Annotated in this window: 25 protein-coding genes; 9 read left to right on the forward strand and 16 right to left on the reverse strand. The window is 38.2% G+C overall.

The window, feature by feature from the left end:
- Positions 1–10: 10 nt before the first annotated feature.
- From ACS604_RS14970 to ACS604_RS15015, 10 genes are all read right to left on the reverse strand, one after another.
- Positions 11–325, reverse strand: coding sequence for an RnfH family protein (locus tag ACS604_RS14970; RefSeq protein ID WP_474772109.1), 315 nt, complete (start codon positions 323–325; stop codon positions 11–13).
- The gene (locus tag ACS604_RS14975) at positions 325–1,392 is read right to left on the reverse strand and encodes a hypothetical protein (RefSeq protein WP_474772110.1); all 1,068 of its coding nucleotides are present in this window, start codon (positions 1,390–1,392) and stop codon (positions 325–327) included. Before ACS604_RS14975 ends, ACS604_RS14970 begins: the two co-directional genes overlap by 1 nt.
- A 151-nt stretch (positions 1,393–1,543) precedes the next feature.
- The gene (locus tag ACS604_RS14980) at positions 1,544–1,999 is read right to left on the reverse strand and encodes a bacteriohemerythrin (protein WP_474772111.1); all 456 of its coding nucleotides are present in this window, start codon (positions 1,997–1,999) and stop codon (positions 1,544–1,546) included.
- 251 nt (positions 2,000–2,250) lie between these two features.
- Positions 2,251–3,099 (reverse strand): class II glutamine amidotransferase, encoded by an 849-nt coding sequence (locus ACS604_RS14985; protein WP_004794127.1) that lies wholly within the window; start codon positions 3,097–3,099, stop codon positions 2,251–2,253.
- Between the two features lie 107 nt (positions 3,100–3,206).
- Positions 3,207–3,989, reverse strand: a complete 783-nt coding sequence (locus tag ACS604_RS14990) for a GNAT family N-acetyltransferase (RefSeq protein ID WP_004794129.1) — start codon at positions 3,987–3,989, stop codon at positions 3,207–3,209.
- A 122-nt stretch (positions 3,990–4,111) separates the two neighbouring features.
- Positions 4,112–5,017 (reverse strand): acetylglutamate kinase, encoded by a 906-nt coding sequence (gene argB, locus ACS604_RS14995; protein WP_004794131.1) that lies wholly within the window; start codon positions 5,015–5,017, stop codon positions 4,112–4,114.
- A gap of 19 nt (positions 5,018–5,036) precedes the next feature.
- Positions 5,037–6,455, reverse strand: a complete 1,419-nt coding sequence (locus ACS604_RS15000; RefSeq protein WP_474772113.1) for a phosphomannomutase/phosphoglucomutase — start codon at positions 6,453–6,455, stop codon at positions 5,037–5,039.
- 197 nt (positions 6,456–6,652) lie between these two features.
- Entirely contained in the window at positions 6,653–7,105 is a 453-nt protein-coding gene (gene dut, locus ACS604_RS15005; RefSeq protein ID WP_003653255.1) for a dUTP diphosphatase, read from the reverse strand.
- A 24-nt stretch (positions 7,106–7,129) separates the two neighbouring features.
- Positions 7,130–9,169, reverse strand: coding sequence for a UvrD-helicase domain-containing protein (locus ACS604_RS15010; RefSeq protein WP_004794135.1), 2,040 nt, complete (start codon positions 9,167–9,169; stop codon positions 7,130–7,132).
- 193 nt (positions 9,170–9,362) lie between these two features.
- On the reverse strand, positions 9,363–10,016 hold the full coding sequence (locus tag ACS604_RS15015) for a YiaD family glycine zipper/OmpA-like lipoprotein (protein ID WP_151767738.1): 654 nt from the start codon (positions 10,014–10,016) through the stop codon (positions 9,363–9,365).
- Positions 10,017–10,261: 245 nt separating this feature from the next.
- Here ACS604_RS15015 and ACS604_RS15020 point away from each other — a divergent pair, with 245 nt between their 5' ends.
- From ACS604_RS15020 to ACS604_RS15045, 6 genes are all read left to right on the forward strand, one after another.
- Positions 10,262–11,188, forward strand: coding sequence for an acyltransferase (locus ACS604_RS15020; RefSeq protein ID WP_013198766.1), 927 nt, complete (start codon positions 10,262–10,264; stop codon positions 11,186–11,188).
- 16 nt (positions 11,189–11,204) lie between these two features.
- Positions 11,205–12,251 carry a hypothetical protein gene (locus tag ACS604_RS15025; RefSeq protein ID WP_004794140.1) on the forward strand — a complete coding sequence of 349 codons (1,047 nt, stop codon included), beginning with the start codon at positions 11,205–11,207 and terminating at the stop codon, positions 12,249–12,251.
- A gap of 121 nt (positions 12,252–12,372) precedes the next feature.
- Positions 12,373–13,101 carry a septum site-determining protein MinC gene (gene minC / locus ACS604_RS15030; RefSeq protein ID WP_004641649.1) on the forward strand — a complete coding sequence of 243 codons (729 nt, stop codon included), beginning with the start codon at positions 12,373–12,375 and terminating at the stop codon, positions 13,099–13,101.
- 66 nt (positions 13,102–13,167) lie between these two features.
- On the forward strand, positions 13,168–13,980 hold the full coding sequence (minD, locus tag ACS604_RS15035; protein ID WP_004794144.1) for a septum site-determining protein MinD: 813 nt from the start codon (positions 13,168–13,170) through the stop codon (positions 13,978–13,980).
- 2 nt (positions 13,981–13,982) lie between these two features.
- Positions 13,983–14,255 carry a cell division topological specificity factor MinE gene (gene minE, locus ACS604_RS15040; protein WP_000896934.1) on the forward strand — a complete coding sequence of 91 codons (273 nt, stop codon included), beginning with the start codon at positions 13,983–13,985 and terminating at the stop codon, positions 14,253–14,255.
- Between the two features lie 84 nt (positions 14,256–14,339).
- Positions 14,340–14,627 carry a PA4642 family protein gene (locus ACS604_RS15045; protein ID WP_003653274.1) on the forward strand — a complete coding sequence of 96 codons (288 nt, stop codon included), beginning with the start codon at positions 14,340–14,342 and terminating at the stop codon, positions 14,625–14,627.
- Between the two features lie 41 nt (positions 14,628–14,668).
- Here the strand turns inward: ACS604_RS15045 and rhtC are convergent, their stop codons facing one another.
- Both rhtC and ACS604_RS15055 read right to left on the reverse strand, forming a co-directional pair.
- Positions 14,669–15,289 carry a threonine export protein RhtC gene (gene rhtC, locus ACS604_RS15050; protein WP_191899710.1) on the reverse strand — a complete coding sequence of 207 codons (621 nt, stop codon included), beginning with the start codon at positions 15,287–15,289 and terminating at the stop codon, positions 14,669–14,671.
- 156 nt (positions 15,290–15,445) lie between these two features.
- Entirely contained in the window at positions 15,446–18,487 is a 3,042-nt protein-coding gene (locus tag ACS604_RS15055; protein WP_474772116.1) for a DNA translocase FtsK, read from the reverse strand.
- Positions 18,488–18,756: 269 nt separating this feature from the next.
- Here ACS604_RS15055 and trxB point away from each other — a divergent pair, with 269 nt between their 5' ends.
- The 3 genes from trxB to ACS604_RS15070 all read left to right on the forward strand — a co-directional run bounded on the left by trxB (position 18,757) and on the right by ACS604_RS15070 (position 21,389).
- On the forward strand, positions 18,757–19,704 hold the full coding sequence (gene trxB, locus ACS604_RS15060) for a thioredoxin-disulfide reductase (protein WP_474772118.1): 948 nt from the start codon (positions 18,757–18,759) through the stop codon (positions 19,702–19,704).
- Positions 19,705–19,823: 119 nt separating this feature from the next.
- Entirely contained in the window at positions 19,824–20,555 is a 732-nt protein-coding gene (gene aat, locus ACS604_RS15065) for a leucyl/phenylalanyl-tRNA--protein transferase (RefSeq protein WP_474772120.1), read from the forward strand.
- Positions 20,556–20,573: 18 nt separating this feature from the next.
- Positions 20,574–21,389 (forward strand): arginyltransferase, encoded by an 816-nt coding sequence (locus tag ACS604_RS15070; protein WP_004703325.1) that lies wholly within the window; start codon positions 20,574–20,576, stop codon positions 21,387–21,389.
- Between the two features lie 38 nt (positions 21,390–21,427).
- Here ACS604_RS15070 and rimI read toward each other — a convergent pair whose 3' ends face one another.
- The 4 genes from rimI to ACS604_RS15090 all read right to left on the reverse strand — a co-directional run.
- Positions 21,428–21,883 (reverse strand): ribosomal protein S18-alanine N-acetyltransferase, encoded by a 456-nt coding sequence (gene rimI, locus ACS604_RS15075; RefSeq protein ID WP_151963340.1) that lies wholly within the window; start codon positions 21,881–21,883, stop codon positions 21,428–21,430.
- Between the two features lie 107 nt (positions 21,884–21,990).
- The gene (locus ACS604_RS15080; protein ID WP_004794157.1) at positions 21,991–22,866 is read right to left on the reverse strand and encodes a metal-dependent hydrolase; all 876 of its coding nucleotides are present in this window, start codon (positions 22,864–22,866) and stop codon (positions 21,991–21,993) included.
- Positions 22,867–23,105: 239 nt separating this feature from the next.
- Positions 23,106–23,987: a metal-dependent hydrolase gene (locus tag ACS604_RS15085; protein WP_004794158.1), complete on the reverse strand. Its 882-nt coding sequence runs from the start codon at positions 23,985–23,987 to the stop codon at positions 23,106–23,108.
- 204 nt (positions 23,988–24,191) lie between these two features.
- On the reverse strand, positions 24,192–24,315 hold a 124-nt coding region (locus tag ACS604_RS15090), incomplete at its 5' end, for an EF-Tu C-terminal domain-related protein (protein ID WP_075861485.1).

Genomic DNA, 24,315 nt, shown 5'->3' on the forward strand with positions numbered 1-24,315 from the left:
TTTATGGGGCTTATTGCTTTAAGCGATTACTTTTAATATATCGCCCCACAGGATTTTTCTCGGCGCGGTTACGGCGTATATCCTTAGGATTAATGGTTAAAGGCCGATAGACCTCTATCCTATCACCGGCTTGTAGTACTGCATCAGCTTCTACTTTTGCACCAAATATGCCAAGTTGTAATGGCTCAGGCAAACTTACCTGTGTCTGCAACCCACTCGCTTCAACTGCTTGTAATGCTGTCATTCCAGCTTCAAATGGAACAGCAACTAAAAACTGTTGCTCTGGGGCTGCAAAAGCAACCCACACTTGCTGAGCTTTTTCCATCAGATAATTTGTCCAACTACCGCAATCATGGCAATTACAATTGAAAGCGGTAAAACAATACGTACCGCAATACGCCACAAGTTATAGAACAACTCATTGCTAAAATTCATTGATTTACGCAAGTGGCTAATTTTCATAATCCAACCAGCAAAAATTGCATAGATCAGGCAAATGAGTAATCCCCAAAGCATCAAAATCAGCGTAAAGATGCCGTGAAGTTCAGGCACAGCCCAAACCGCAATTGCTACAACAATAATCACCCATTGTAAAACGTACATCAGTTGACGTTGAGCGAGCTGTTCTTTAACAAGTTGAATAAACAAAGCTGTTGTCATTACCGCAGTAAAAATCCAGGTAAAAACAGGAAGCTGTGCTTGAAGAGAAAAGAAACCAAACGCAACGACAGCAATTAACTGAGCTAACCAGATTGGAAGTACAGTTCGGGTAGCGCCTTCTTGAGAGTGAATTACAGACAAGCTATTTTGCCAGTAAAGTCCTAAGCCTAAACCACTCGCAACAAGAGCAAGTACAGTTGCATTACCCCACTCTTTAAACTCAACATTTGTCCAATGCCAATGCTGTAAAGTCGTTCCCACCGTATTAGCTAAAACAATAGAAGCGATTACACCGACTGTCATTAACACAATTAAAATCTGACGTGGAATAAAAGATAAAATTAAAGCCGCAACTGCAAGACCAGCAAAAACAATTTGCCCAGAAATACTGTTATTGAGCTGTACTGTCAGTAAATTGCCAGCAGTACTCAGTACATTCCCGGCTAAAAATGGAATAAAAATAACTGCAAGCCAACCAGCCAAACGCCATTTTGGTGAACTATCTGCTTCACGAGTTAAACTTGATAAAGCATTTAAAGCAGTAGTCTTCGACCGTTTTGCTAAGGCAATTTCTAAATAACAAACTGGCAGAGCCAATAACAGCATTGTGCCCAACCACAATAACCAGAAATCGATTTGACGATCAATCTGGATCCCCATAGCGGGTGCCAATGTCGCCATAATGATGAAAGACAAGCAAAACGCCATCAGGGGCGATAACCATCGTGACATAGGTATGTCCTGCATTATGCATTCCTTGAAAAAGACTATAGATATTTTGCCCGTCTCATGCCTGAAAATCAAAGTTTGCTCAATAAAAAAAGCAAACTACCGAAACGATAGCTTGCTGCGCTAACTAAAATTATAAGTTTTGTTATTCAAGTTATGCGAAAAACCGAGCAAACCAGTTTTTCCCTTTCTTCTTTTCTTTTTCTCTAATAATCCCCATCATATTTTCTTTTACTGCCCCGACATAATCAGCATCATCATGTTGAATATGGTTAATTAACCATTTTGCTAAAATTTCTTGTAGCTCTTTTTCAACAGTATGTCCCATTTCAAAACGCTCACGATATAACTCTATTTTTTTAATAAACAAGTCATGTACACGTTTATGTGGTACACGATATTTATAATCAGCTTCCTCTTGTAAACTTTCTTCAAAAGTAAAATGTGATTGCGTATAATCAATAATATTATCTAAAACATCTTTAATTCGACGTCTATCTTCATCATCCTTTACACCATCAATTTCATTAATATAATCAAGTATTCGTTTATGTTGCTCATCAATAACATCAATACCCGTATTATATTCTGAAGCCCATTTCATTTTCATACATCTCCCCAATGATGTTCAATGACTGTTGCATAAACCTCATGATATATTTAAAGAATATAAATAAAAACAAAGCTATTTTGTCGGGTTTATCTTATAAAAATCACAATCAACATAAATTACTGTTTTTATTTATTTTTTATAAATTTAACCAACTAAAATAATAAAGTATTTTTTAAACAAAATACTTTGTTATTAAATGTCTAATATATATAAATATCTCTACTTATACATTTAAAATATACTTTATATTAATATTGATCTGCACGAGTAATACGCTTAAGTTCAGGATTTTCCAGCTCACGCTTTAATCTTTCTACATGAGTAATTGCTTTTTTAATTGGTTCACCATGTTGAAATAAAATCATTTCACCGGGTTGATAAGCTGTCCAGTTTTCATTATGTGTTAAAGGTTCAGTTGTTATTACCGCTACACGATCTTCAGGGGTTGTTACCTGACTAAAATCGACTTCAATATCTAGATCAATTAAATGAGCCTGATTAAATGGATATTCTCGAACCAACCAATGTAATTTAGTAATCGCATAACTAAATAATGCCTTGCCATTCGATAAGCAATAATTAAATGTACCGTACTCAGCAATTTGTGGCGAAATTTTTTCTAATACTTCAAAGATTTGCTCAAGGCTTGGTTCTTCATAGCCAAAAGCTTCAACGAGTTGATCGAGCAAATAACAAAATGCGCGTTCACTGTCTGTATTGCCCACAGGCGTAAAACGTCCACTCAGTGGTGGATCAAAGTCATGTAAATCACCATTATGGGCGAAAATCCAATGACGCCCCCACAATTCTCTAATAAAGGGATGAGAATTTTCTAAAGTGATTTTACCTTGAGTCGCTTTACGAATATGCGCGATCACATTACGTGATTTAATAGGATAATTACGGATAAGATCGGCAATTGGAGATTCAACTGCCGACTGGTTATCGACAAATAAACGGCAAGCTTTATCTTCGAAAAATGCAATACCAAATCCATCACTATGATCTGAGGTAATTCCTGCACGCTGTGAAAAACCACGGAAAGAAAAAGTAATATCCGTTGGTGTTGCACAATTCATTCCTAATAGCTGGCACATATCGCTTTTAAACTACTTCTAATTACCCCATCTGCTCTATTGTGCATGAGAGTAAAATGGCTTGCAAATCTCAATATGTGCTGGCTATTAGAAAATAGAACATATGATTAACGCTGACCCATTTTATTCATGACAAATGAAGTTGCCACTTTATTCACTTCCAGAAATACAAAATAATCTAGACAGTTAAATTCTTCATCAAAAAACGCCTGTTTCGATAGTTTTGATTGCATGCTCAAATACATTTGGAAAAGTTTCGGCATACGTTCATCTTGTGGAAAGCTAAACTCAGGATATTCAGGTTCGTAGATTTTTTTCGAACGGATATCAATGGTTTTACTTTCAGATAATTGCTGAATCTGGCGATGCGTGTAGTACGCTCTAGCCAAATTATCTTGCAAATGAATACTGACACAGCCCATCAAATATTTAGCGCGCATTGACCATAACACTTTCGGTGCAAGGTTCAACCACAGTGTCGATAATGCTTTACCATTACGAAAGCGAGGATGAACACAGGTACGCCCTATTTCTAATACATTAGGAAGATGTGATAACTGAGGGACAATATCAAACTCATGTGCGCTGTAGCTTTGTGCAATCTCATGACCTTGAAATAGTTTTAGACGCGTATATGCAACAATCTCTCCAGTCCACTTTTCACGTAAGACTGCATGTTCACAACCAAAATCATAAATGTCTTGGTCTAAGTTATCTTCAAAATGAATTCCAAATTGTTGGCTAAATTGTTGTGCACGAAACCGCTGTACATCTTGTAATTCTTTTAAATTATCAACCCATTCAAAACGAAATTGTGTCTGATTTATTGCTTTATGACGATTTAAAGGTAAAGTCCAGGTTTGGCGATATTGATTAAATTTTTCCAGCATAATGAACGCTCCTAGTGACACCCCTTACACTAGTCAAAGCTCATGACAAAAAAATGACCAAATCAAGATGGTATAAAAAAAGACCACCTAGGGTGATCTTTTTATTGAGAATAACGAATTTCTTAAGCTGTTTTAGTGCGATTAGAAATGAGTGTTCCAACCCCATGATCAGTGAAGATTTCAAGCAATGTTGCATGTGGTACGCGACCATCAACAATATGTGCGCTCACAACACCACCTTTAACAGCATCAAGTGCACAGCCTACTTTAGGAATCATACCGCCATAGATCACGCCTGTTTCAATAAGGCGATCAACTTCTTGCGTAGTAAGGCCAGTTAATAGATTTTTATTTTCATCAAGCACACCCGTAATATTGGTAAGCAAAATTAACTTTTCAGCGCCTAGTGCTTCTGCAACCTTACCTGCAACTAAATCAGCATTAATATTATAAGTATTGCCTTCTTCATCTACACCTAATGGCGCAATCACTGGAATAAAGTCACTTTGAGTGAACATTTCCAATACATCGGTTTTAACGCCAGTTACTTCCCCAACCATACCCAAGTCGATATGTTTGATTGAACCGTCTTCTTCTTGCTTTTCCATAAGTAATTTACGGGCACGAAGTAAATTACCATCTTTACCTGTTAAACCAATTGCGCGGCCACCATGTTTATTAATCAGGTTAACAATTGATTTATTTACGCTACCACCTAATACCATTTCAACCACTTCCATGGTTGCAGCATCAGTTACACGCATACCGTCAATACGGTCAGACTCGCGGCCTAACTGCTTTAAAAATGAGTCTACTTGTGGTCCACCACCGTGAACAACAATCGGATTTAACCCGACAGTTTTAAGTAAAACGATGTCTCGAGCAAATGAACTTTCGAGCTCCGGATCAGTCATCGCGTTGCCACCGTATTTCACCACCAGCGTTTTACCAGTAAAACGTTGAATATACGGCAAAGCTTCAATCAAGATTTTTGCTTTGTCGACACCGATATGCTGATGTTGTGGCATTACGCCTCTCCTTAGTTAGTTAGGCCTCTGAAAGTTCTTGTGCAATTTGCGGATAATGTTCTTGCAACATATCTACAAATTTTTGCTGGATTTCCTTTAATCGTAAAGGATTATCCGCATCAAATCTTACAGTAAAATATTCACCAGTATTTGATGCTCGAATAATGCCAAAACCATCATCAAAATCAAGACGTACGCCATCGATTTTACTGATACGGGCACCTAAACGATGACTTAAAATTTCAATATCTTGTAATACATACTTTGGATCAGACTGATATGTACCAATATAAGTATCTTCTGTACAACATCTTTCTGGATAAGGAGCAAATAATTCAGAAATTGTTGTCGCACTCGATTGAGTAAAATATTCCATTACACGTAATGCAGCATATAGACCGTCGTCGTAGCCGAAACCACGCCCATCATTAAAAACGTAGTGGCCTGCATATTCTCCACCAAAAATGGCGCGTCCATTTGACTGAGATAGATAAGCTCTTAAGAAGCTACTTCCCGTGCGGATCATTTTTGCTTTTCCGCCGAGTTGTTCAACCGTTTTTTGAACCATGCGTGAACATTTCACGTCAAAAACAATTTCTTGCTCGGGGTGTTGTTCTAAGCACATTTGCGCAAAAAGTGATAACAAACGGTCTGCTGTCAATATCTGGGCTTTTTCATCGACTAAAACGACACGGTCTCCATCACCATCCAGAGCAATGCCGATATCTGCTTGCTGCTCAACCACTGCTTTACGCAAATTCGTTAAATGAGCTGCATGCGAAGGGTCTGGTGCATGATCTGGAAACTCCCCATTCGGATGAGTTCGTAAAGCAATGACTTCACAGCCCATTTTTTCCAAGATTAATTTTGAGCAGTGTCCAGCAGAGCCATGTAAACCATCTAAAATAACTTTTAAAGGACGTTTTAATTGAATATCTTTAAAAATGGCTTGCTGATATTTTTGACAAAACTCAGCTTTAAATTGAGGTAGGGTTAGCTCAAGTACAGAAATGGAATGAGTTGGTACATACGTTTGGGCTTTTTCCCCCACCTGCTGAATCATTTCAGGAGACGGCGGTTCACCTTTTAAAATCCACTTAATACCATTATCCGATTTTGGATTATGGCTTGCTGTCACCATAATGCCATTGCCACCAAAATCTCTAGCAATGTAATACATCATTGGTGATGAACAACAGCCAATGTTGGTAACGCTTAAACCTTGTTCTACTAAAATCTCTTCAATTAATTGTGCATAGGCTGGACTTGTGAGACGGGCATCATAGCCAATCACTAATTGAGTTTGTTCTGCTTGTTTGTATTGTTGTGCCAATCCGTAGGCAATCGAACGAACAACGTCCGCGGTTAAGTAAGAAAGTTTGCCTCTAATATCGTAAGCACGAAAAATACTTTTTGGAAATGAGTGTCTTACATTCATAGCGTATCTTCTATTTAAAGATCAATCCGATCTATCGCAAAAACATAGATTATTCAAAATTTTGAAAGGTTTGTTTGCTAAAAAAGTTAAAAGAATATGAGTAAAGCGTGTTGTAATATAATCCATTGTAACATTCAAGATATAAAAAGAAACGCCTGTTCAACAGGCGTTTGATTTTCGTTAATATTTTAAAAAACTTATTGTTTACCTGTGTGACCAAAGCCACCAGCGCCACGTAAAGTTTCTTCAAATTCTTCTACTTGCTCAAACTCAGCTTGTACGACTGGCACTAAAACATATTGTGCCAAGCGCTCACCTGGTTCTAAACGGAATGTTGTTTGACCACGGTTCCAAACCGAAACCATCAATTCACCTTGGTAATCTGAATCGATCAAACCAACTAAGTTGCCAAGCACAATACCGTGTTTATGACCTAAACCTGAACGCGGTAAAATTAAACCAGCAAAATTTACATCATGAATATAAATTGCCATACCTGTTTTAACTAAAACAGTTTGTCCTGGTTCAATATCAATTGCTTCATCGACGCAGGCACGTAAATCTAAACCCGCTGAACCTGCTGTTGCATATGAAGGTAAAGGCCATTCTTTACCTAAACGCGGATCGAGCAATTTCACTTGAACTTTCATGGGATTTCCTAAAAATTAAAAAAATTAACGCTTTAATAAAGCTTTTAAATTTGCCAGATATTGTTGAGCCTGTTCTTTAGGATCAACATTAGCCGCAATTTTCTTTTTACGCCCTAACCACTCCAGCTCATCTTGCGGAAGTTCATCAAGGAAACGGCTAGGTGTCATCTGTTTCATCTGTCCGCCATTTTTACGCTGTTCTGCCAGTGTTAACGTTAAACCTTGGCGTGCACGGGTAATTCCCACGTACATGAGACGGCGTTCTTCCTCAATGGTTTCTGCTGCAATCGAGTTTTTATGCGGTAATAGTTCTTCTTCGAGCCCCATAATGTACACATATGGGAATTCCAAACCTTTTGCAGCATGTAGAGTAAGTAAGTTAACTTTGTCCGTATCTTCTTCTTCCTGTTGCTGTTCTAACAGATCAAGTAGAACCAGTTTTCGAATGACACTTTCAATATTCTTTTCATCAACGTCTTCAGCACGGTTAATGAGATTTTGAATACTGGTAAATAAATTCTCAATGTTATCGAGCTTACTTTTCTCTTGTGCAGGTGTTGCAGACTGTTCACGAACGTAATCCATATAACCCGCTTCGTTCATCATTTGACGAACTTTAGGCACAGGTTCATCGTCTTCCAACAATTCACGCGTAAATGTCGCGATAAAGTCAGCAAATTCATGAAGCTGAGTTTCTGCCTTTTTAGGAAGCACCATGCTTAAACGTTGATCAGCAGAAGCACCAAGTAAAGACAAATTATTTTCTTGTGAGAATAAACCTAACTTCTCAAGAGTAACTGGGCCAATCGCACGTTTAGGTGTATTAATAATACGCAAGAAAGCACTGTCATCTTCTGGGTTAATAATAAGACGTAAATAACTCATCACGTCTTTAATTTCTGCACGAGCAAAGAACGAAGTACCACCAGAGAGTTTATACGGGATTTGCATTTGGCGAAGCTGTGTTTCTAATACACGCGCCTGAAAGTTCCCGCGATATAAAACAGCATAATCTTTCCAGTTTTTACCGTTCATCAGCTTATGAGTAAGTAGGTCTTTGACCACGCGCTCTGCTTCATCGTCATCATTACGACACGTAATAATTCTGATGACTTCACCATGTCCTTTATCACTCCACAATTTCTTATCAAAAATATGTGGGTTATTTTGAATCACACAGTTTGCAGCTTTTAAAATGCGGCTGGTTGAACGATAGTTCTGTTCAAGTTTAATAATTTGTAAATTTGGGAAATCCTGCTTAAGCAAAGCCATATTTTCAGGCTTAGCTCCACGCCATGCGTAAATCGACTGGTCATCATCACCTACCGCGGTGAACTGCCCCATTACCCCAACTAAAAGTTTCACCAAAATATACTGAGCGGTGTTGGTATCTTGATATTCATCGACCAATAAATAGCGAACACGGTTTTGCCATTTATCACGTACTTCTGCATTTTCTTGCAGTAAACGTGTTGGCATAACAATCAAGTCATCAAAATCAACAGCGTTGTAAGCACGTAAATTACGTTCATAAAGTTGGTAAAGATGGGCAAACTGTACATCTTCAGGTGTTTCACAAGTTGAATGTGCTTGCTCTGGCACGATCAGATCATTTTTCCAATCTGAAATTTTCTTCATTGCCTTAGCAATTAATTCTTTGCTTTCTGCACCTGACAAATTGTCGCGATGCATCAAATCCATCAAAATACGCTTACAGTCGTCTGCATCTAAAATCGAAAAATTAGCTTTTAAAGGTAAATTTTTAAGTTCTAAACGTAAAAGGTTTAAACCAAAAGTATGGAAAGTCGAAACAGATAAACCTTTTGATTCTTCACGTGACAAAAGCTTGGTCACACGCTCTTTCATTTCACGGGCAGCTTTGTTTGTGAAGGTCATCGCGGTTATACGATGCGCTGGAATACGGCAATGCTGCACCAAATAGGCAATTTTACGCGTAATTACCGATGTTTTACCTGAACCAGCGCCAGCAAGCACCAATAAAGGGCCCTGAGTATATTTCATGGCTTCTTCTTGCTTGTTGTTCAATTGACTGGCAGATGACATCGTGTATTACCTCTTAATTTTTCGAGCATGATTATAGTCATCTCTGTTTTAGAATCCCAATAGTAAATCTATGGATATGTATAAATGATGTCTAATAATGCAATTTATGCGCCGCAGAATGTCGTGATTATTTCTTGTACTACCCCCATAAAAAAACCACCCGAAGGTGGTTTTTGAAACAATAAACTAAATCTTATTGTTTAGCATAAATGCTGATTTCTACACGACGGTTTTGTTCACGGCCAGATGCAGTTGAGTTATCTGCGATTGGGTTAGATGAACCAAAACCTTGCGCGTCGATACGGCTAGCAGATACGCCTTGGCTAGCTAAATAGCTACGTACTGATTGAGCGCGTGCTTGTGATAATGGGATGTTAATTGAATCATTACCAGTGTTATCAGTATAACCTGTTACAAGAATTGCACTCTTGTTATCTTCAGCCAAAGTTTGAGCAACTTTGTTTAAAGTTGAGTAGAAGTTTGGCTTGATGTTTGATTTGTTTGTATCAAAAGTAATGCTACCAGGCATAATTAATTGAACAGAACCATCTGGATTACGACCAACGTCTACACCAGTACCCGCCATTTGTTGACGTAATTTTTTCTCTTTTTGGTCAAGGTATAAACCACTAGCACCACCTAAAACTGCACCAATTGCTGCAGCACGGTTGTTTTGACGGCTAGAGTTTGCACTTGATTTAGAAATACCATAACCAGCTGCTGCGCCAATTAATGTACCTAATGCGGCTTTATCGTATTCAACGCCACCAAGGTTGTTACCTGTTGTTTGACAACCAGAAAGTACTACTGCTGCCCCTACCACTGTTGAAATAACTAATGCACGCATTGCATGCCTCCTCACTTTGAGTGTTTTGTTGTTGAGTGAATAATGAAACAAAAAGGAAGTATAAAACATTGATATTTTGTTAATAATAAACAGTTTAGTTATGTTTTTGTAATATTTTGATGCACTTTAAGATGCTAGCTCATCACAATTTCTTCATTGTTGTCTAAGATATCGTTGTATTTCATATTATGACAGTTATAGTTGAACAACTTTTCTATGGATTTTAGACATTCGGGGTCATTCATATGTCAACTGCACCCAATAAGCAATCTGCGCTAAAAAAAATTACACGTGGACTCACTGTAGGTACAGTCATTACAGGAAGTACGTTTTTTCATGGTCCACCTGTTCTTGCACTGGGTCTGACCAAGCTTTTAAAAAAATCATCTAAAATAGATGAAACCAATATTCAAATTACAAACAGCTGGTTAGGGGTAAACAATTGGTTAATTGACCATGTTTTACCAAATCTAAAATGGGATATCACGATTGATGAGGGACTTGACCTAAATATGCAAGGTCGTTATCTCATGACGTGTAACCATCAAAGTTGGGTTGATACGACGGTAAATCAATATTTTGGTTTAACCCGTATGCCACTCACCCGCTTTTTTACCAAATGGGAACTCATCTTTATTCCTTTCGTTGGACAAGCTTTTAAAATTCTTGGCTTCCCGATGATGAAACGTCACACCAAAGAACAGGTTGCAAAGAATCCTGAGCTCAAAGACCGTGACATGATGGAAGCACGTAAAGCCTGCGAGCAGCTTTTAAGTCAGCCCTTCACCTTATTGAATTATTTAGAAGGTACTCGTTTTACTCAAGAAAAACATGACCAGCAAAAATCGCCATATAAGCATTTGCTTAAACCCAAAGCAGGTGGCTTGGCACTTGCCTTGAATATTTTGGGTGACAAAATTGATGCTTTAGTTGATATGACAATTGTCTATCCAAATGGTGTCCCTGGATATAGCGATTTCTGGCTCGGTGATGTTTCAAGAATTGCAGTAAATTTGCGTAAAATTGAAATTCCAGATTGGGTTCTTGGTGGAAACTATGAAGACGATGCGGTTTATCGTGAACGTTTCCAACAATGGGTGCATGAAATCTGGACCGAAAAAGATCAACTTATTGAGCAAATGAAATCTCAATATACCTCTACAAATATTTAAGAAAGCATCCGTTATTATGCAAAACAGCGCTGGGAAAAAAACGAAATATCATCATGTAGATCCAAACAGCCTTTCGTTTAAGCTGTTTTTGATCTATGACATCTTTATGGTGTTTATTATTATTTTTAACCTGTTCTGTCTTGCTACAAATTTCTTTTTAATGAGCAGTATTGGGGCATGGTTCTTTGAACACATTCATTTGCCCCAGATACTGAGCTTTTACCGTAATTCACTGCACCCATGGGTAATCACATCGGAAGCTTGGTTTATTGGTTTTTTAATTGTTGAGCTGCTCGTGCGCTGGAGCATTGCGATCATCAATAAACACCATAAACGTTGGTTCTTTTTCCCTTTTATTCACTGGTATGAAATTTTAGCCATTATTCCTCAGCTTCGTTTTCTACGTTTGTTCCGAGCTGGAATTATTGCTTATCGTTTACACGAAATGGGCTATCGAGTTATTCCAGAAAGCTGGAGAAAGACGGGATTATTTTACTATCGTGTTGTCATGGAAGAACTTTCCGATCGTGTTGTTATTACCGTGATTGATGGTATTAGATATGAACTTCAAACCAGTTCTAGCCATAAACAGATTATTCACGACTTAGTTAATCATCATCGTGAGCAATTTACTGCTACCCTAACAGCATTATTACAAGAGTCTTTAGCGACTGCTTTAAAAGAACAAAAACCGGCAATAACAAAAGGTGTTGGGAAAATTGTAGATCAGGCCATAGTAGATACACCTGAGCTGACCCAATTATTACGCTTAATTCCTTTAGTCGGTGGTCGTATTGAACAGCAAATTCAGAGTATTGGCCAAAGATTAGGTGAAAATATTAGTGCAGGTTTAATTGAACCTTTAATTGAGGGTTCACCAAACACTCCGAGTCCTACTTATCAATTAATTTCTCAAAAAGTGAGTGAAATAAATATTAATAATCGCCAGCTTGAGCAATTGGTTGAATCTGTCGTGTTCGAGACACTGGAGTCTGTACGAAAACAGGTCAAGGTCAAACAATGGCAACAAACGCTTGCGGAGTATGATCGAATCAAAGAATAAGCATTTACTTAATTTTTTATTAAACACGCTAGAGAATTGGCACGATTTGTTCTAGCATTTGCTCTATTTACAATAAACTTAACGATATTACAGCTCGTTTTAACGCCTTGAAGGAAGACTTATGGCTGATATCCGGATTACCGGCAGAATGGTTAACTTTAGCAGGATAACCTTCGATACCAATGATCATGATGTGATCCGCCAGCAATTATCAAATATATTAAATGAAGGTTCCTATCAAGGAACTTTAGTGATTATTGATAGTACGGTTGAGCAAGAGTTAATTGCATTAATTCAACTTCTGGTGAGCTTGGGTCTACAACCTATGGCGGTAATCGATGGTATTTTAGGAGATGAAGCTCGCGCTATTCAATTCCCTGTTTTACCGGCAGATCAACCATTACAGCGTATTAAAGCCACAACAGAACAAGTCGCAATTGTAGAAAAACCTGCTACCGCTCCTGCATCGTCTTCAGCAGAAACAAAAAAACCACTAAACAAGATAGCGGTTGCTCATATTACCTCTTATCATGATGAAATTTTGCGTACAGGCCAATCCCTTGTACAAGATAACGGCGATATTATTTTAAAGGCTGGCATGAATAGTGGTTCCGAGGTGATCGCTTCAGGAAATATACATATTTATGGCACAGTTCGTGGTAGAGTCATTGCTGGTGCGGGCGGGCACGCAGCTGCACGCATTTTTTGCCAATCTTTAGAGGCTGAGCTCGTTTCTATTGCCGGAACGTATTGTGTCGCAGATGATATCCCTAAACATGTGGTAAAAAAGCCAGTACATATTTATTTAAATGAAAAGCAAGAGCTTGAATTCGAAGCGATTGAACTTTAGTTTATTAAGCAAATCACCAAAAAACAGCCCTTTTAAGGGTGAATGACCATAATAGGAGTGGATTCGGTGGCCAAAATTGTTGTCGTAACATCAGGCAAAGGTGGTGTAGGTAAAACTACAACGAGCGCATCTTTTGCAACAGGTTTAGCCCTTCGTGGTCATAAAACTGTTGTGATTGATTTTGATGTAGGCTTACGTAACCTTGATTTAATTATGGGTTGTGAGCGTCGTGTTGTTTATGATTTTGTCAATGTTATTAACAACGAAGCACGTCTGCAGCAAGCCCTTATTCGCGATAAAGATATCGAAAACCTTTATATTTTACCGGCTTCACAAACACGTGATAAAGATGCGTTGAGCGACGATGGTGTTGCTCGTGTTATTGATGAGCTATCTCAAGAATTTGATTACATCATTTGTGACTCACCTGCTGGTATTGAACGTGGTGCGATTTTAGCCATGTATCATGCAGATGAAGCAATCATTGTAACAAACCCTGAAATCTCTTCAGTACGTGACTCTGACCGTATTATTGGTATGTTAGATAGCAAAACCAAAAAAGTTGAACAAAACGAAGGACGTATACGTAAACATTTATGTATTACACGCTTCAACCCTGAACGCGCAGACCGTCAGGAAATGCTGACCATTGATGATATTTCTAAAGATATTTTACGCGTACCGACATTAGGCGTTATTCCTGAATGTCCAAGTGTATTACAAGCATCAAACGAAGGTAAGCCAGTAATTCTGTATTCAGAAACTAAAGCTGGTCAGGGTTATGATGATTTGGTTGCTCGCTTTCTTGGTGAAGACCGTCCTTATAGACACATCACAGCTCAACCTAAAGGCTGGTTAGCACGACTATTTGGAGCGTAGATATGGCAGGATTCTGGAGTAAATTATTTAGCAGTGAAGAAAAACCATCAAGTGCTCAAACTGCCAAAGATCGTTTGAAAGTTATTGTTGCTTCTGAACAAGGTTTAGGCCGCCGTTTAAGCCAAGACAAGATTGATCAGATGAAGAAAGAAATCATGCAAGTGGTTAGTCGTTATGTCAGCGGTGTAGGTGAACAGCATATCCAAATGCAGGTTCGCTCTGAAGCTAATATCGAAATGTTAGAAATGAATATCAATTTACCTGAAGAACGATAATTCTATTTCTGACTATTCAATAAAACAGAATCAAGGCAAAATAACGCAAGTTATTTTGCCTTTTTTAAAACTGAGGAGATTGTCATGGCATTATCACAGCCAGCAACTTTCAATGAAGAATGGTCCGATGAGCGTGTTTTTGCCTACCTCAACCAACTTCCGCCAGCGGGTGTGAACGCAGATTTTCATGTGCTCTACCATGCATTCAAACATATGCGTCCAACAGACTATGAACGTCTTTTGACTCAATTTATTGCGGACGGACGCGATATTAATGCCAAAGACCCTGAAGGCCAACGCATCCATGATGTGATTGCCAAATTTCCGCGTCAATCAGCACCATTTTTAGAGGTTCTTGCAAAGTTTGCTTAAAAATAAAAAGCCTCTTCAAGAGGCTTTTTGCTTATCTCAATTTATCGATTACCAATGAGGAAAATACCAAATACGGTAAAAATACCACCTGAAATACCATCAATCCATTTTGAAAAATTACGATAAGCTGATCTAAAACTTGGTAATGAAAAAATAAAGGTCACAAAGCAGAACCATAAAATTGTTTCGACTGTGACAATAATAAAGAGCAACCAATGAACCTGATCAAGTTGAGGATTGGCTAAAAATAAAGAAAACACACTACCAAAATAAATAACAGCTTTAGGATTTGATAGATTGGTTATCAGGCCTTTAATAAAAAACAGGTAAGGTGCTTTTGGTAGCTCTACAGCAACATTATCTTCTTGCTGATTTTTTGAAAATGCCGAACGCAACATCTGATAGCCTAACCAACATAAATATAAGCCACCGGCGATGAGTAAACCTTGCTTTAACCAAGCCATTTTTTCAAAAATAAGATTTAATCCCATCAGTGCCAAACAAGCCCAAAACATAACGCCTGCTGTGATACCACCCACCACTAACATAGCGTCTTTACGTGATCGACTAATCGCTGTTTGAGATACAAGAAAAAAATCAGGTCCTGGAGTAATAAGTGCACAAAAATGGATAAAAGCTAACGTAATTAACGCGACTAACATGTTTTCCTCCAGATTTAATTCGTTGTTATTTATTTAGGGAAAATACATTAGCATTTTTTACTATACGTTAAAATCTTTAAGTCATTTTATAAATAGATTCAGTTTATTCAAATTATAAAAAAAGCCTCCAAAGAGGCTTTTTTTAGGGATAAGTTCTTAAACTAAAATATCTCGCTTACCATTAGGCCCCATTGCGCTCACAATGCCGTTCTCTTCCATTTGATCAATGATACGGGCAGCACGGTTATAACCAAGGCTAAATTTACGCTGTAGTGACGATGTAGAAGCTTTACGAGTTTCTAAAACAAATGATACACATTGATCATAAAGTGCATCACGGTCAGAACCACCCTCACCCTCTTCAAAACCACGTGAAGTTGGTTCTTCGTCAAATGGAGTCAAGATTTCGTCGACATAATCTGGCTCACCACGTTCACGCCATGCATCACAGATACGGTTAACTTCATCATCACTAATGAATGCACCATGCACACGCTCAGGTTCGATTTTACCAGGCCCCAAGAACAGCATATCACCATGACCGAGCAAATCTTCTGCACCACCAGCATCCAAAATAGTACGCGAATCAATTTTACTGTTTACACGTAATGCGACACGCGTTGGAATATTGGCTTTAATCAAACCCGTGATCACATCAACAGATGGACGTTGAGTTGCAAGCAACAGGTGAATACCGGCAGCACGAGATTTTTGCGCTAAACGCGTAATCATTTCTTCTGCTTTTTTACCCACCTGCATAATCATGTCGGCAAACTCATCCGCAACAATCACAATAGATGGTAATGGTGTTAAACGAGGTGCACGTTCTTGTGTCGCCGAATCACTTGGTTTCCAAGTTGGGTCAATTAGATCTTCCCCATTCGCAATTGCTTCTTCAACTTTACGGTTGTAGTCACTTAATTTACGAATCTTAAGAAACGACATCAGCTTATAACGACGTTCCATTTCATTTACACACCAGTTCAATGCGCTTACTGCATCTTTCATATCAGTAACGACTGGAGTTAATAAATGCGGAATATCATTATAGTTGGCAAGTTCAAGCTGTTTTGGATCGATTAGAATCAATCGCAACTGGTCAGGTGTATATTTAAGCAACATCGATAAAATCATCGAGTTTACCGCAACAGATTTACCAGAACCCGTTGTACCAGCAACTAGCATGTGTGGAGCTTTGGCTAAATCAGTTAATACTGGATTACCTGAAATATCTTTACCCATCGCCATACTGATTAATGCACTTGGATCGCGATATGTTGGCGTTTCCAATAGCTCAATCAAACGCACCATTTCACGGGCACTGTTTGGTACTTCAATACCAATATATGGTTTACCAGGAATGACTTCCACCACACGAACAGATGCCATCGACATTGAACGGGCTAAGTCACGCGAAATATTGGTTACCTTAGATGCTTTAACACCTGGTGCCAAATCTAACTCAAAACGGGTAACTACCGGTCCTGGTTGAGCTTCAACCACTTGAGCCTTAACATTAAATTCTTGTAACTTAATTTCAAGTAATTCAGATAAGCGCGAAAGCTGCTCTTCAGTGAAGTTAACTTTCTTATTTGGATCAACCTTATCAAGTAGATCCAGACCTGGCAAAGTTGGCAAATCCAAACGCTTCTTAGCAACCTGCATTGCACGAGACATTGGTCGACCAGCTGCATCTGTTAATGGCGCATCTAAATCGAAATCATCTTCATCAATATCAAGATTTTCTTGAGGTTTCCCAGCAGTTTCCTGCCATGCCTCAATAAACTCTTCTTTTGAAAGTTTATCGGCCTGAATAGTCGTTTGAATAGGAGCTTTTACAAATGCTGAAGATTGCGCATAACTACTTGTTCTGACAGGTTCAGCGGGCGCAATTTCTTCATCTATTAATAAATCATCAAAGTCTTCAAAAACTTGTTCATTTGCTAAATTTTTAGGTGACTGATTTACATTTGATAAAGGTGAAGATGTTTCATTCACAATATTCACAGATTGCGAAGTTGGTTCTGCTTCTACATGTTGATCTTGAACAAATGGTGTATGCACATCTGTTGCAGTTTTACTGTTTGGAACCGCAGCAAGCAACTCATCAAAAATTTCATCATCATTCCAGTCAAGACCATGTAGGTCTTGTTTAACTGTAGGTTGAGTTTGATGAACTTGTGAAATAGTTTGCTGGAATTGATCATGAGCAGGAACTTGTTCTGTTGAATCATCAGCTGCTCTTAAAAGTGCATCAATTTCTTGCTTATGACTCGCATCATCACGTTGTAAAGCACGCCATACTTCACCGGTAGCCACTAAACGTTGACTATCTTTTTCAAGCTTATGGGCTTGCTCAAGCGTATGTTCAAAGTTCTGAGTATTTGCAACTGGCTCAACTGCTACAGGTTCAGGTCGGCTCTGCTCTTTCGCTAATACATCTGCAAATAACCTTTCAGCAACCGCATCATGTCGTGTTGCTGTAGGTTGTGATTGAGTAGTTTCAGATTGAACTGGCACTTCTTTTTCATCTGAAGCATTGGCCTCAGTGCTTTGTGCAACTTTAACTGCCGCTGCTTTGTTAGCAGGCTGAGTTGTTAAGTCATAATCCGATTCGTTTGGTGATACGTTTTTATAAAATAAATCTTGTAAATAGCTTGGTGTCGCTTTAAGCGTAACCCATGTCTTGCTCCATTGCACCCCAAATGCAAGAGTAAACAAGACCACTCCGAAAACGAGTAAGAATAACGTCGCACCGTAAATTGTTAGCAATTGAGATAGGCTTTGACCTAACTCGTAACCAATAATTCCCCCAGCCGCATTATCTAAAGTATCTGCCGGCACATTCCAATGTAAATAAAGCAGGCTAGACACAACCAAAATTAAAAAGAATTGTGCAGCATAACGAAATGGGCGGTTTAAAAAACTACGTGGCCACCACACCTGTATTGCTTCAATAAAAAGGAAAATTGGAATAAGCAAACTTGCCCATCCTAAAAAACCAAACAGCAAATCTGCAATCCATGCGCCAGCAATACCACTTGCATTGGATACTTGCTGAGTATCACTGGAAATATGCATCCAGCCCGGATCAAATGGTGTATATGTTACTGTTGCCAGAAACATATAAATGCCAAAAGAAACCAAGAATAATGTCATCAATAAGCGCTGTGCATAAACACTCGACACCGCAGTCATATACTGTCCTGTAACCCATTTAATTATTGGTTTAGAGATGTGAAGAACTACATTCTAGATCTTCAACGAATGAACTTTATATTATGCACTTGTTCTTACAAAAAAGGTGCATGATTCTTTACAGTTGTTGTTAACATGAGGCACTTCTATATTGTTATATAACTTAATTCGATTGACCTGATCAATATTATCCACATTGATTTAACGCTATTGATCGGCAATTTCACGTATAATTTTCAAAATTCTCGAAATAAATAAGGATACCCTCAATGAGTGCTCGTCATTCTCGGTTAATTATTCTCGGTTCTGGCCCTGCGGGCTATAGTGCAGCTGTCTATGCAGCGCGTGCAAACCTTAAACCTACTTTGATTGCAGGTTTACAACTAGGTGGGCAACTTACAACAACAACCGAAGTTGACAACTGGCCGGGCGATCCTGAAGGTTTAACAGGTCCTGCATTAATGGATCGTATGCAAGCACATGCTGAACGCTTCGGTACCGAACTTGTCTATGACCATATTAACGAAGTGGACTTAAATGTACGTCCTTTCGTTCTTAAAGGTGATATGGAAGAGTACACTTGTGATGCATTAATTATTGCGACAGGTGCAACAGCTCAATACCTTGGTTTAGAGTCTGAACAAAAATTTATGGGCCAAGGCGTGAGTGCTTGTGCAACATGTGACGGTTTCTTCTATAAAAACCAAAAAGTAATGGTTGTTGGTGGTGGTAATACTGCTGTTGAAGAAGCGCTTTATCTATCAAATATTGCTTCACATGTAACCCTAGTACACCGTCGTGATTCTTTACGCTCTGAGAAGATTTTACAAGATCATCTATTTGCTAAAGAAAAAGAAGGCAAAATCAGCATCGTTTGGAATCATGAAGTTGAAGAAGTCTTGGGTGATAATACTGGCGTAACAAGTGTTCGCCTTAAATCAACCAAAGATGACACTAAGCAAGATGTAGAAGTTCATGGTCTATTCGTAGCAATTGGCCATAAACCAAATACAGGAATGTTTGATGGTCAATTAAACTTACGTGATGGCTACATCCAAGTACAAAGTGGTACTTCAGGTAATGCAACAGCAACTTCTGTAGCGGGTGTTTTCGCTGCAGGTGATGTAGCTGACAGTATCTACCGTCAAGCGATTACATCAGCTGGTTCAGGCTGTATGGCAGCACTAGATGCAGAGAAATATCTAGACAACCTTTAAGTTTAGATATTACAAACAGCCGTTTTATAACGGCTGTTTTTTTATCATTTATAATAATTACTGGCTGGCTCATATTAATTTTTATAGCATAACCTTTAAACGCACATTATTTTAGACTTATGAATAAACTACCTCTATCTCAATATATTTTTCCAGATCCAGAGGAAGCTGATCCAGATGGTCATGGTTTAATTTGTATCGGAGCGGACCTCTCCCCTTCTACTTTATATGAAGCTTACACCCATGGTTTGTTTCCATGGTTTAATGAAGATGAGCCTATTTGTTGGTGGAGTCCTGAACCACGCTGTGTGATTTATCCTCAAAACTATAAACCAAGTAAATCGCTCATTCGGAATATGAAAAAGTATGATTACACCATTACGGTAAACCGTGCTTTTGGACAGGTCATACGCTCATGTTCACTACCTCGAAGTTATGCCAATGAAACTTGGATTAGCGAAGATATTATTCAGGGCTACTGTGAGATGTTTAATGCTGGCTATGGATATAGTGTGGAAGTCTGGGATCAAAAAGAACTTGTCGGAGGTCTATACGGCATTACGATTGGCAAAGGATGCTTCGGCGAATCAATGTTTAGTAATGAAACTGATGTTTCAAAAATGGCTTTTTATACATTAATGCTGATTGGACAAGAAAATCAGCTACCATGGATAGACTGCCAACTCGTAAACAGTCACTTAATTAGTCTGGGAGCTTGTACACTTTCTCGTCAAGACTACTTAAAATCGTTACAAGATGTAATTATTCACCCCTCTATCAATTGGAAAAAGTATCAAGAACGTGTATTTTCAAGTAAAACAATAGCATTAGATGCAAAATTAATGGAATGATAACAGGAGGGACCAATCATGAAATCATATCACCCGAAGTCCCTTTTAAATGATCTGCAGTATTATATTACTCCGCCTCATGATTGCAGCTACTTAGAAAATAAATCTGCACGCATGGTATTTTTAGATCCCATCCATCGAATTGATGTGGTCACTCTTTCAGAACTTTCTCGTTTAGGCTTTCGCCGTAGTGGTGACTTTGTTTATCGCCCTGAATGTCACTTATGTCGACAATGTTTGTCTTGTCGTGTTCCAGTGGCCGATTTCCAAATGAACAGCATGCAAAAAAAAGCATGGAAACGAAATCAAGATCTCACCATGACTGTTCTGCCTACGCGACAGGCAGCACAAATCCATTATGATTTATACGAACGCTATATTAATGAACGCCATGCAGATGGCGATATGTTTCCACCTAGCTTAGATCAGTTTGAAAAATTTTTAGTGCATAGTTGTACAGATAGTTTTTTTCTTGAGCTTTGGAAAGATAACCGTTTAATCAGTGTGTCTACCTGCGATCTAATGGATGATGGACTGTCTGCGGTCTATACGTTCTTTGATCCAGACGAGCATCGCAGATCACTTGGTGTGTATTCTATTTTGAACCAAATCGAATATGTGAAATCGCTCGGTTTAGAGTACCTTTATTTAGGCTATTGGGTACCGCACTCAGCCAAAATGAACTATAAATCGCAATATACACCTTTAGAACTTCTACTCGATGGACAATGGCGCCGTTTAAACCGATCATTGTCACCAGAAGAAATTCAACAGTTAGGTACGTCGCTTATGACAACGTTACCTTCTGAATGGAACAATTTAATCATTAAATAATTTTAATCCTGCTGTTGTGAGGTCAAACAAACAGAAGATTAAAATAAAGATGCGAAATCATCTGTGCAGGTTTTTACCATAATGACTGCGTGTTCCCGCCCGCCTTCTTGAGTAGGATAATAATTGCGGCGCAGGTCAATTTGGTGAAAGCCTGTTTTTTCGTATAAACCGATAGCAGCTTTATTACTTTCACGAACTTCTAAAAAGATTTGCACTGGGTGATTTTTTAATTGATCAATTGATGCATTTAATAATTCATATCCTAAGCCCTGCCCTTGCATTTTAGGATCAATTGCCATGAGCAATAAATTCGCTTCATCTAAAACAGGCTGTAAAATACAAAAACCCACCACTCTGTTTTGTGACTCAATCACTGTACATTGATAAGAATTCAAAGATTCAATAAATTGCTGTTTTGACCATGGGTGTGTTTGCACTGATTTTTCGATTTGTACAACAATATCAACATCAGTGTTTTGCATAATACGAATCATGGGGTTCAGCACAATCAAAGTTCTAAAGTAATGCGTATTATAAAAACTTCACAAGAAAAAACGAGTAAAAAAAAGGACAATTAAATTGCCCTTTTTTACTATCCTTTTTAGAGACCTAGTTTTTCACGCCAAGTTGCTAACAGCGCTGTAGTATCAGAATCATTTGGATGAAATTTTGGTCTTAAGAAATCAAGTAACTCTGGAATTTGACGTGTCATAAAACCTTTACGACCATACATAAACTTAAGCATGTACTTCGTGTCTTTCCAAGTTAACTTTCCATCGGTTTTTAATAGCTTGGCGGTAAAATGTGTCTGAGTTGCAAAAATTAATGCCATTGCAATAATTAAAGCTGTTGAACGCATGAAATAAGCTTTCGGACCTTGCCCATACATGCTTGTGTACACATCAAATGCCACAGCTTTATGTTCATTTTCTTCAACTGCATGCCACATCCATAAATGATACATTGTGTCATCTTGGAACATCGCCTGAATTTCAGGGTTCTGTAAAAGTTCAGCTGCAATGGTAGAGGTAAAATGTTCTAGCGCACATGTCCCTGTTAAATCAATCATTTCTTTAGTGTAGCCAAAAGGTTTCATTAATTTGGTTACAACAGCCGTACCCATCTTAATGACTTTTCCTGTTTGCTTTTCCATATGGCGAACATCATAACCATAAGCTTGCGCTGAAGCATTAAATGCTAAATGCTCTTTCGAATGCATCGCTTCTTGACCAATAAAAGCGCTAATTTCTTTTTGAAGATCTGGATCAGCAAGCTTTGGATCATTTCGAACAGCACGAGTACTATTTACAAAGAACTGCTCACCTTCTGGGAAAAGGGCCGATAATGCTGTCATAAAATGTGTTAATGCCGCATCATAATTCGCCCAATAGCGTGGGACCTGAGTAAATTCAAAGTCCATACGACGCACAGGGAAACTAGCACCAGCACGATTGGAAATATTTACCTTAGCATTCATCTCAGACTCCTTTTAAGTGAATAGCTAATTCACATATAACTTTATTTATTTTCTTAATATTTATAATCATACGTCTTTCGGTGTACCAATTAAGTGCAGATGAGGACAGAGAAATATCAGATGAGGTCATTAATAACCCCATAAAGGTGCATAGACTTACTTATACTCATGGTTAGCAAATAATACTTAAAAAGAAAAAGGGCTACTCATGAGCCCTTTCAAATAAACATAGATTTAAATTACAAACCTAATTTTGCTTTCCATGTTTTCAATAGACCAACTGTATCTAGGTCATTTGGATGAAAACCAGGTTTAAAGTAAGCTAACATTTCTTTAGCCATACCACTAATAATGCCTTTAGATGGGCTGTATCCATATTTATAAATTACTGATAGTTCAGTTAAATTCAACTTATTGTCTTGCTTTAATAAACGAAGTACAAAAGATGATTGAATCAAAAAGATTAAAGTCATAGCAAACACTAAAGAGCTGGTTCGTAAGGCATAAGCTTTTACACCTTTACCAAATACACCTTCGTATACGTCAAAAGCTACAGCTTTATGCTCATTTTCTTCTATAGCATGCCAATACCACATGGTTGACATTGTCTCATCTGTCATCAACTCTTGAATGTGTTTATTAACTAATAACTGTGAAGCTATAGTAGCCGTAAAATGTTCAAGTGCTGTTGTAGCTGTCAGATCAACCATTTCTTTGGTCATACCGAAAGGTTTAACAATTTTTACAAAAGTTTTAATTGCTGTTTGAATCGCCGTGTCGGTAAACTTCTCTAGTGTTTCTACATCGTGACCAAACTTTTGAGCAGAAGCATTAAAATTTACATGCTCTTGAGTATGCATTGCTTCTTGCCCAATGAAGGCACTAATCTCTTTTTGCAATGCTTCATCATCTTTAATTGATGGGTGATAACGTACAGCACGTACACTATCTATGAAGAATTTTTCACCTGCCGGAAACAAGGCCGACAATGCTGTCATAAAGTGTGTTAGTCCAGCAGAACCATTCATCCAATATTCTGGTACATCATTAAAGTCAAAGTTCATACGACGTACAGGAAAGCTCGCCCCTGCACGATTAGTAATATTCACTTTAGCATTCATACCCAAAGCTCCTTATTAAGTAATCCAAATTACTCAAACTTTATTGTTCGTTTTCTTGATTCTTATCATACAAATTTCATAAAAAGGATTAAGGGTAAATAAGGACATTGAAATATCAGTTAAGGCCAGCTTTAATAGTGATTGTTAGACAATTAAATATAAAAAAAGCGCTCTAAAAAGAGCGCTTTTTTTCACTGAAAGTGATTATGCAGTTACTTTCGCAACAACACCAGCACCTACAGTACGACCACCTTCACGGATCGCAAAACGTAGACCTGGGTCCATTGCGATTGGGTGGATTAATTCTACTGACATTTCAACGTTGTCA

The organism is Acinetobacter sp. Li1LvA2, assembly GCF_056156705.1.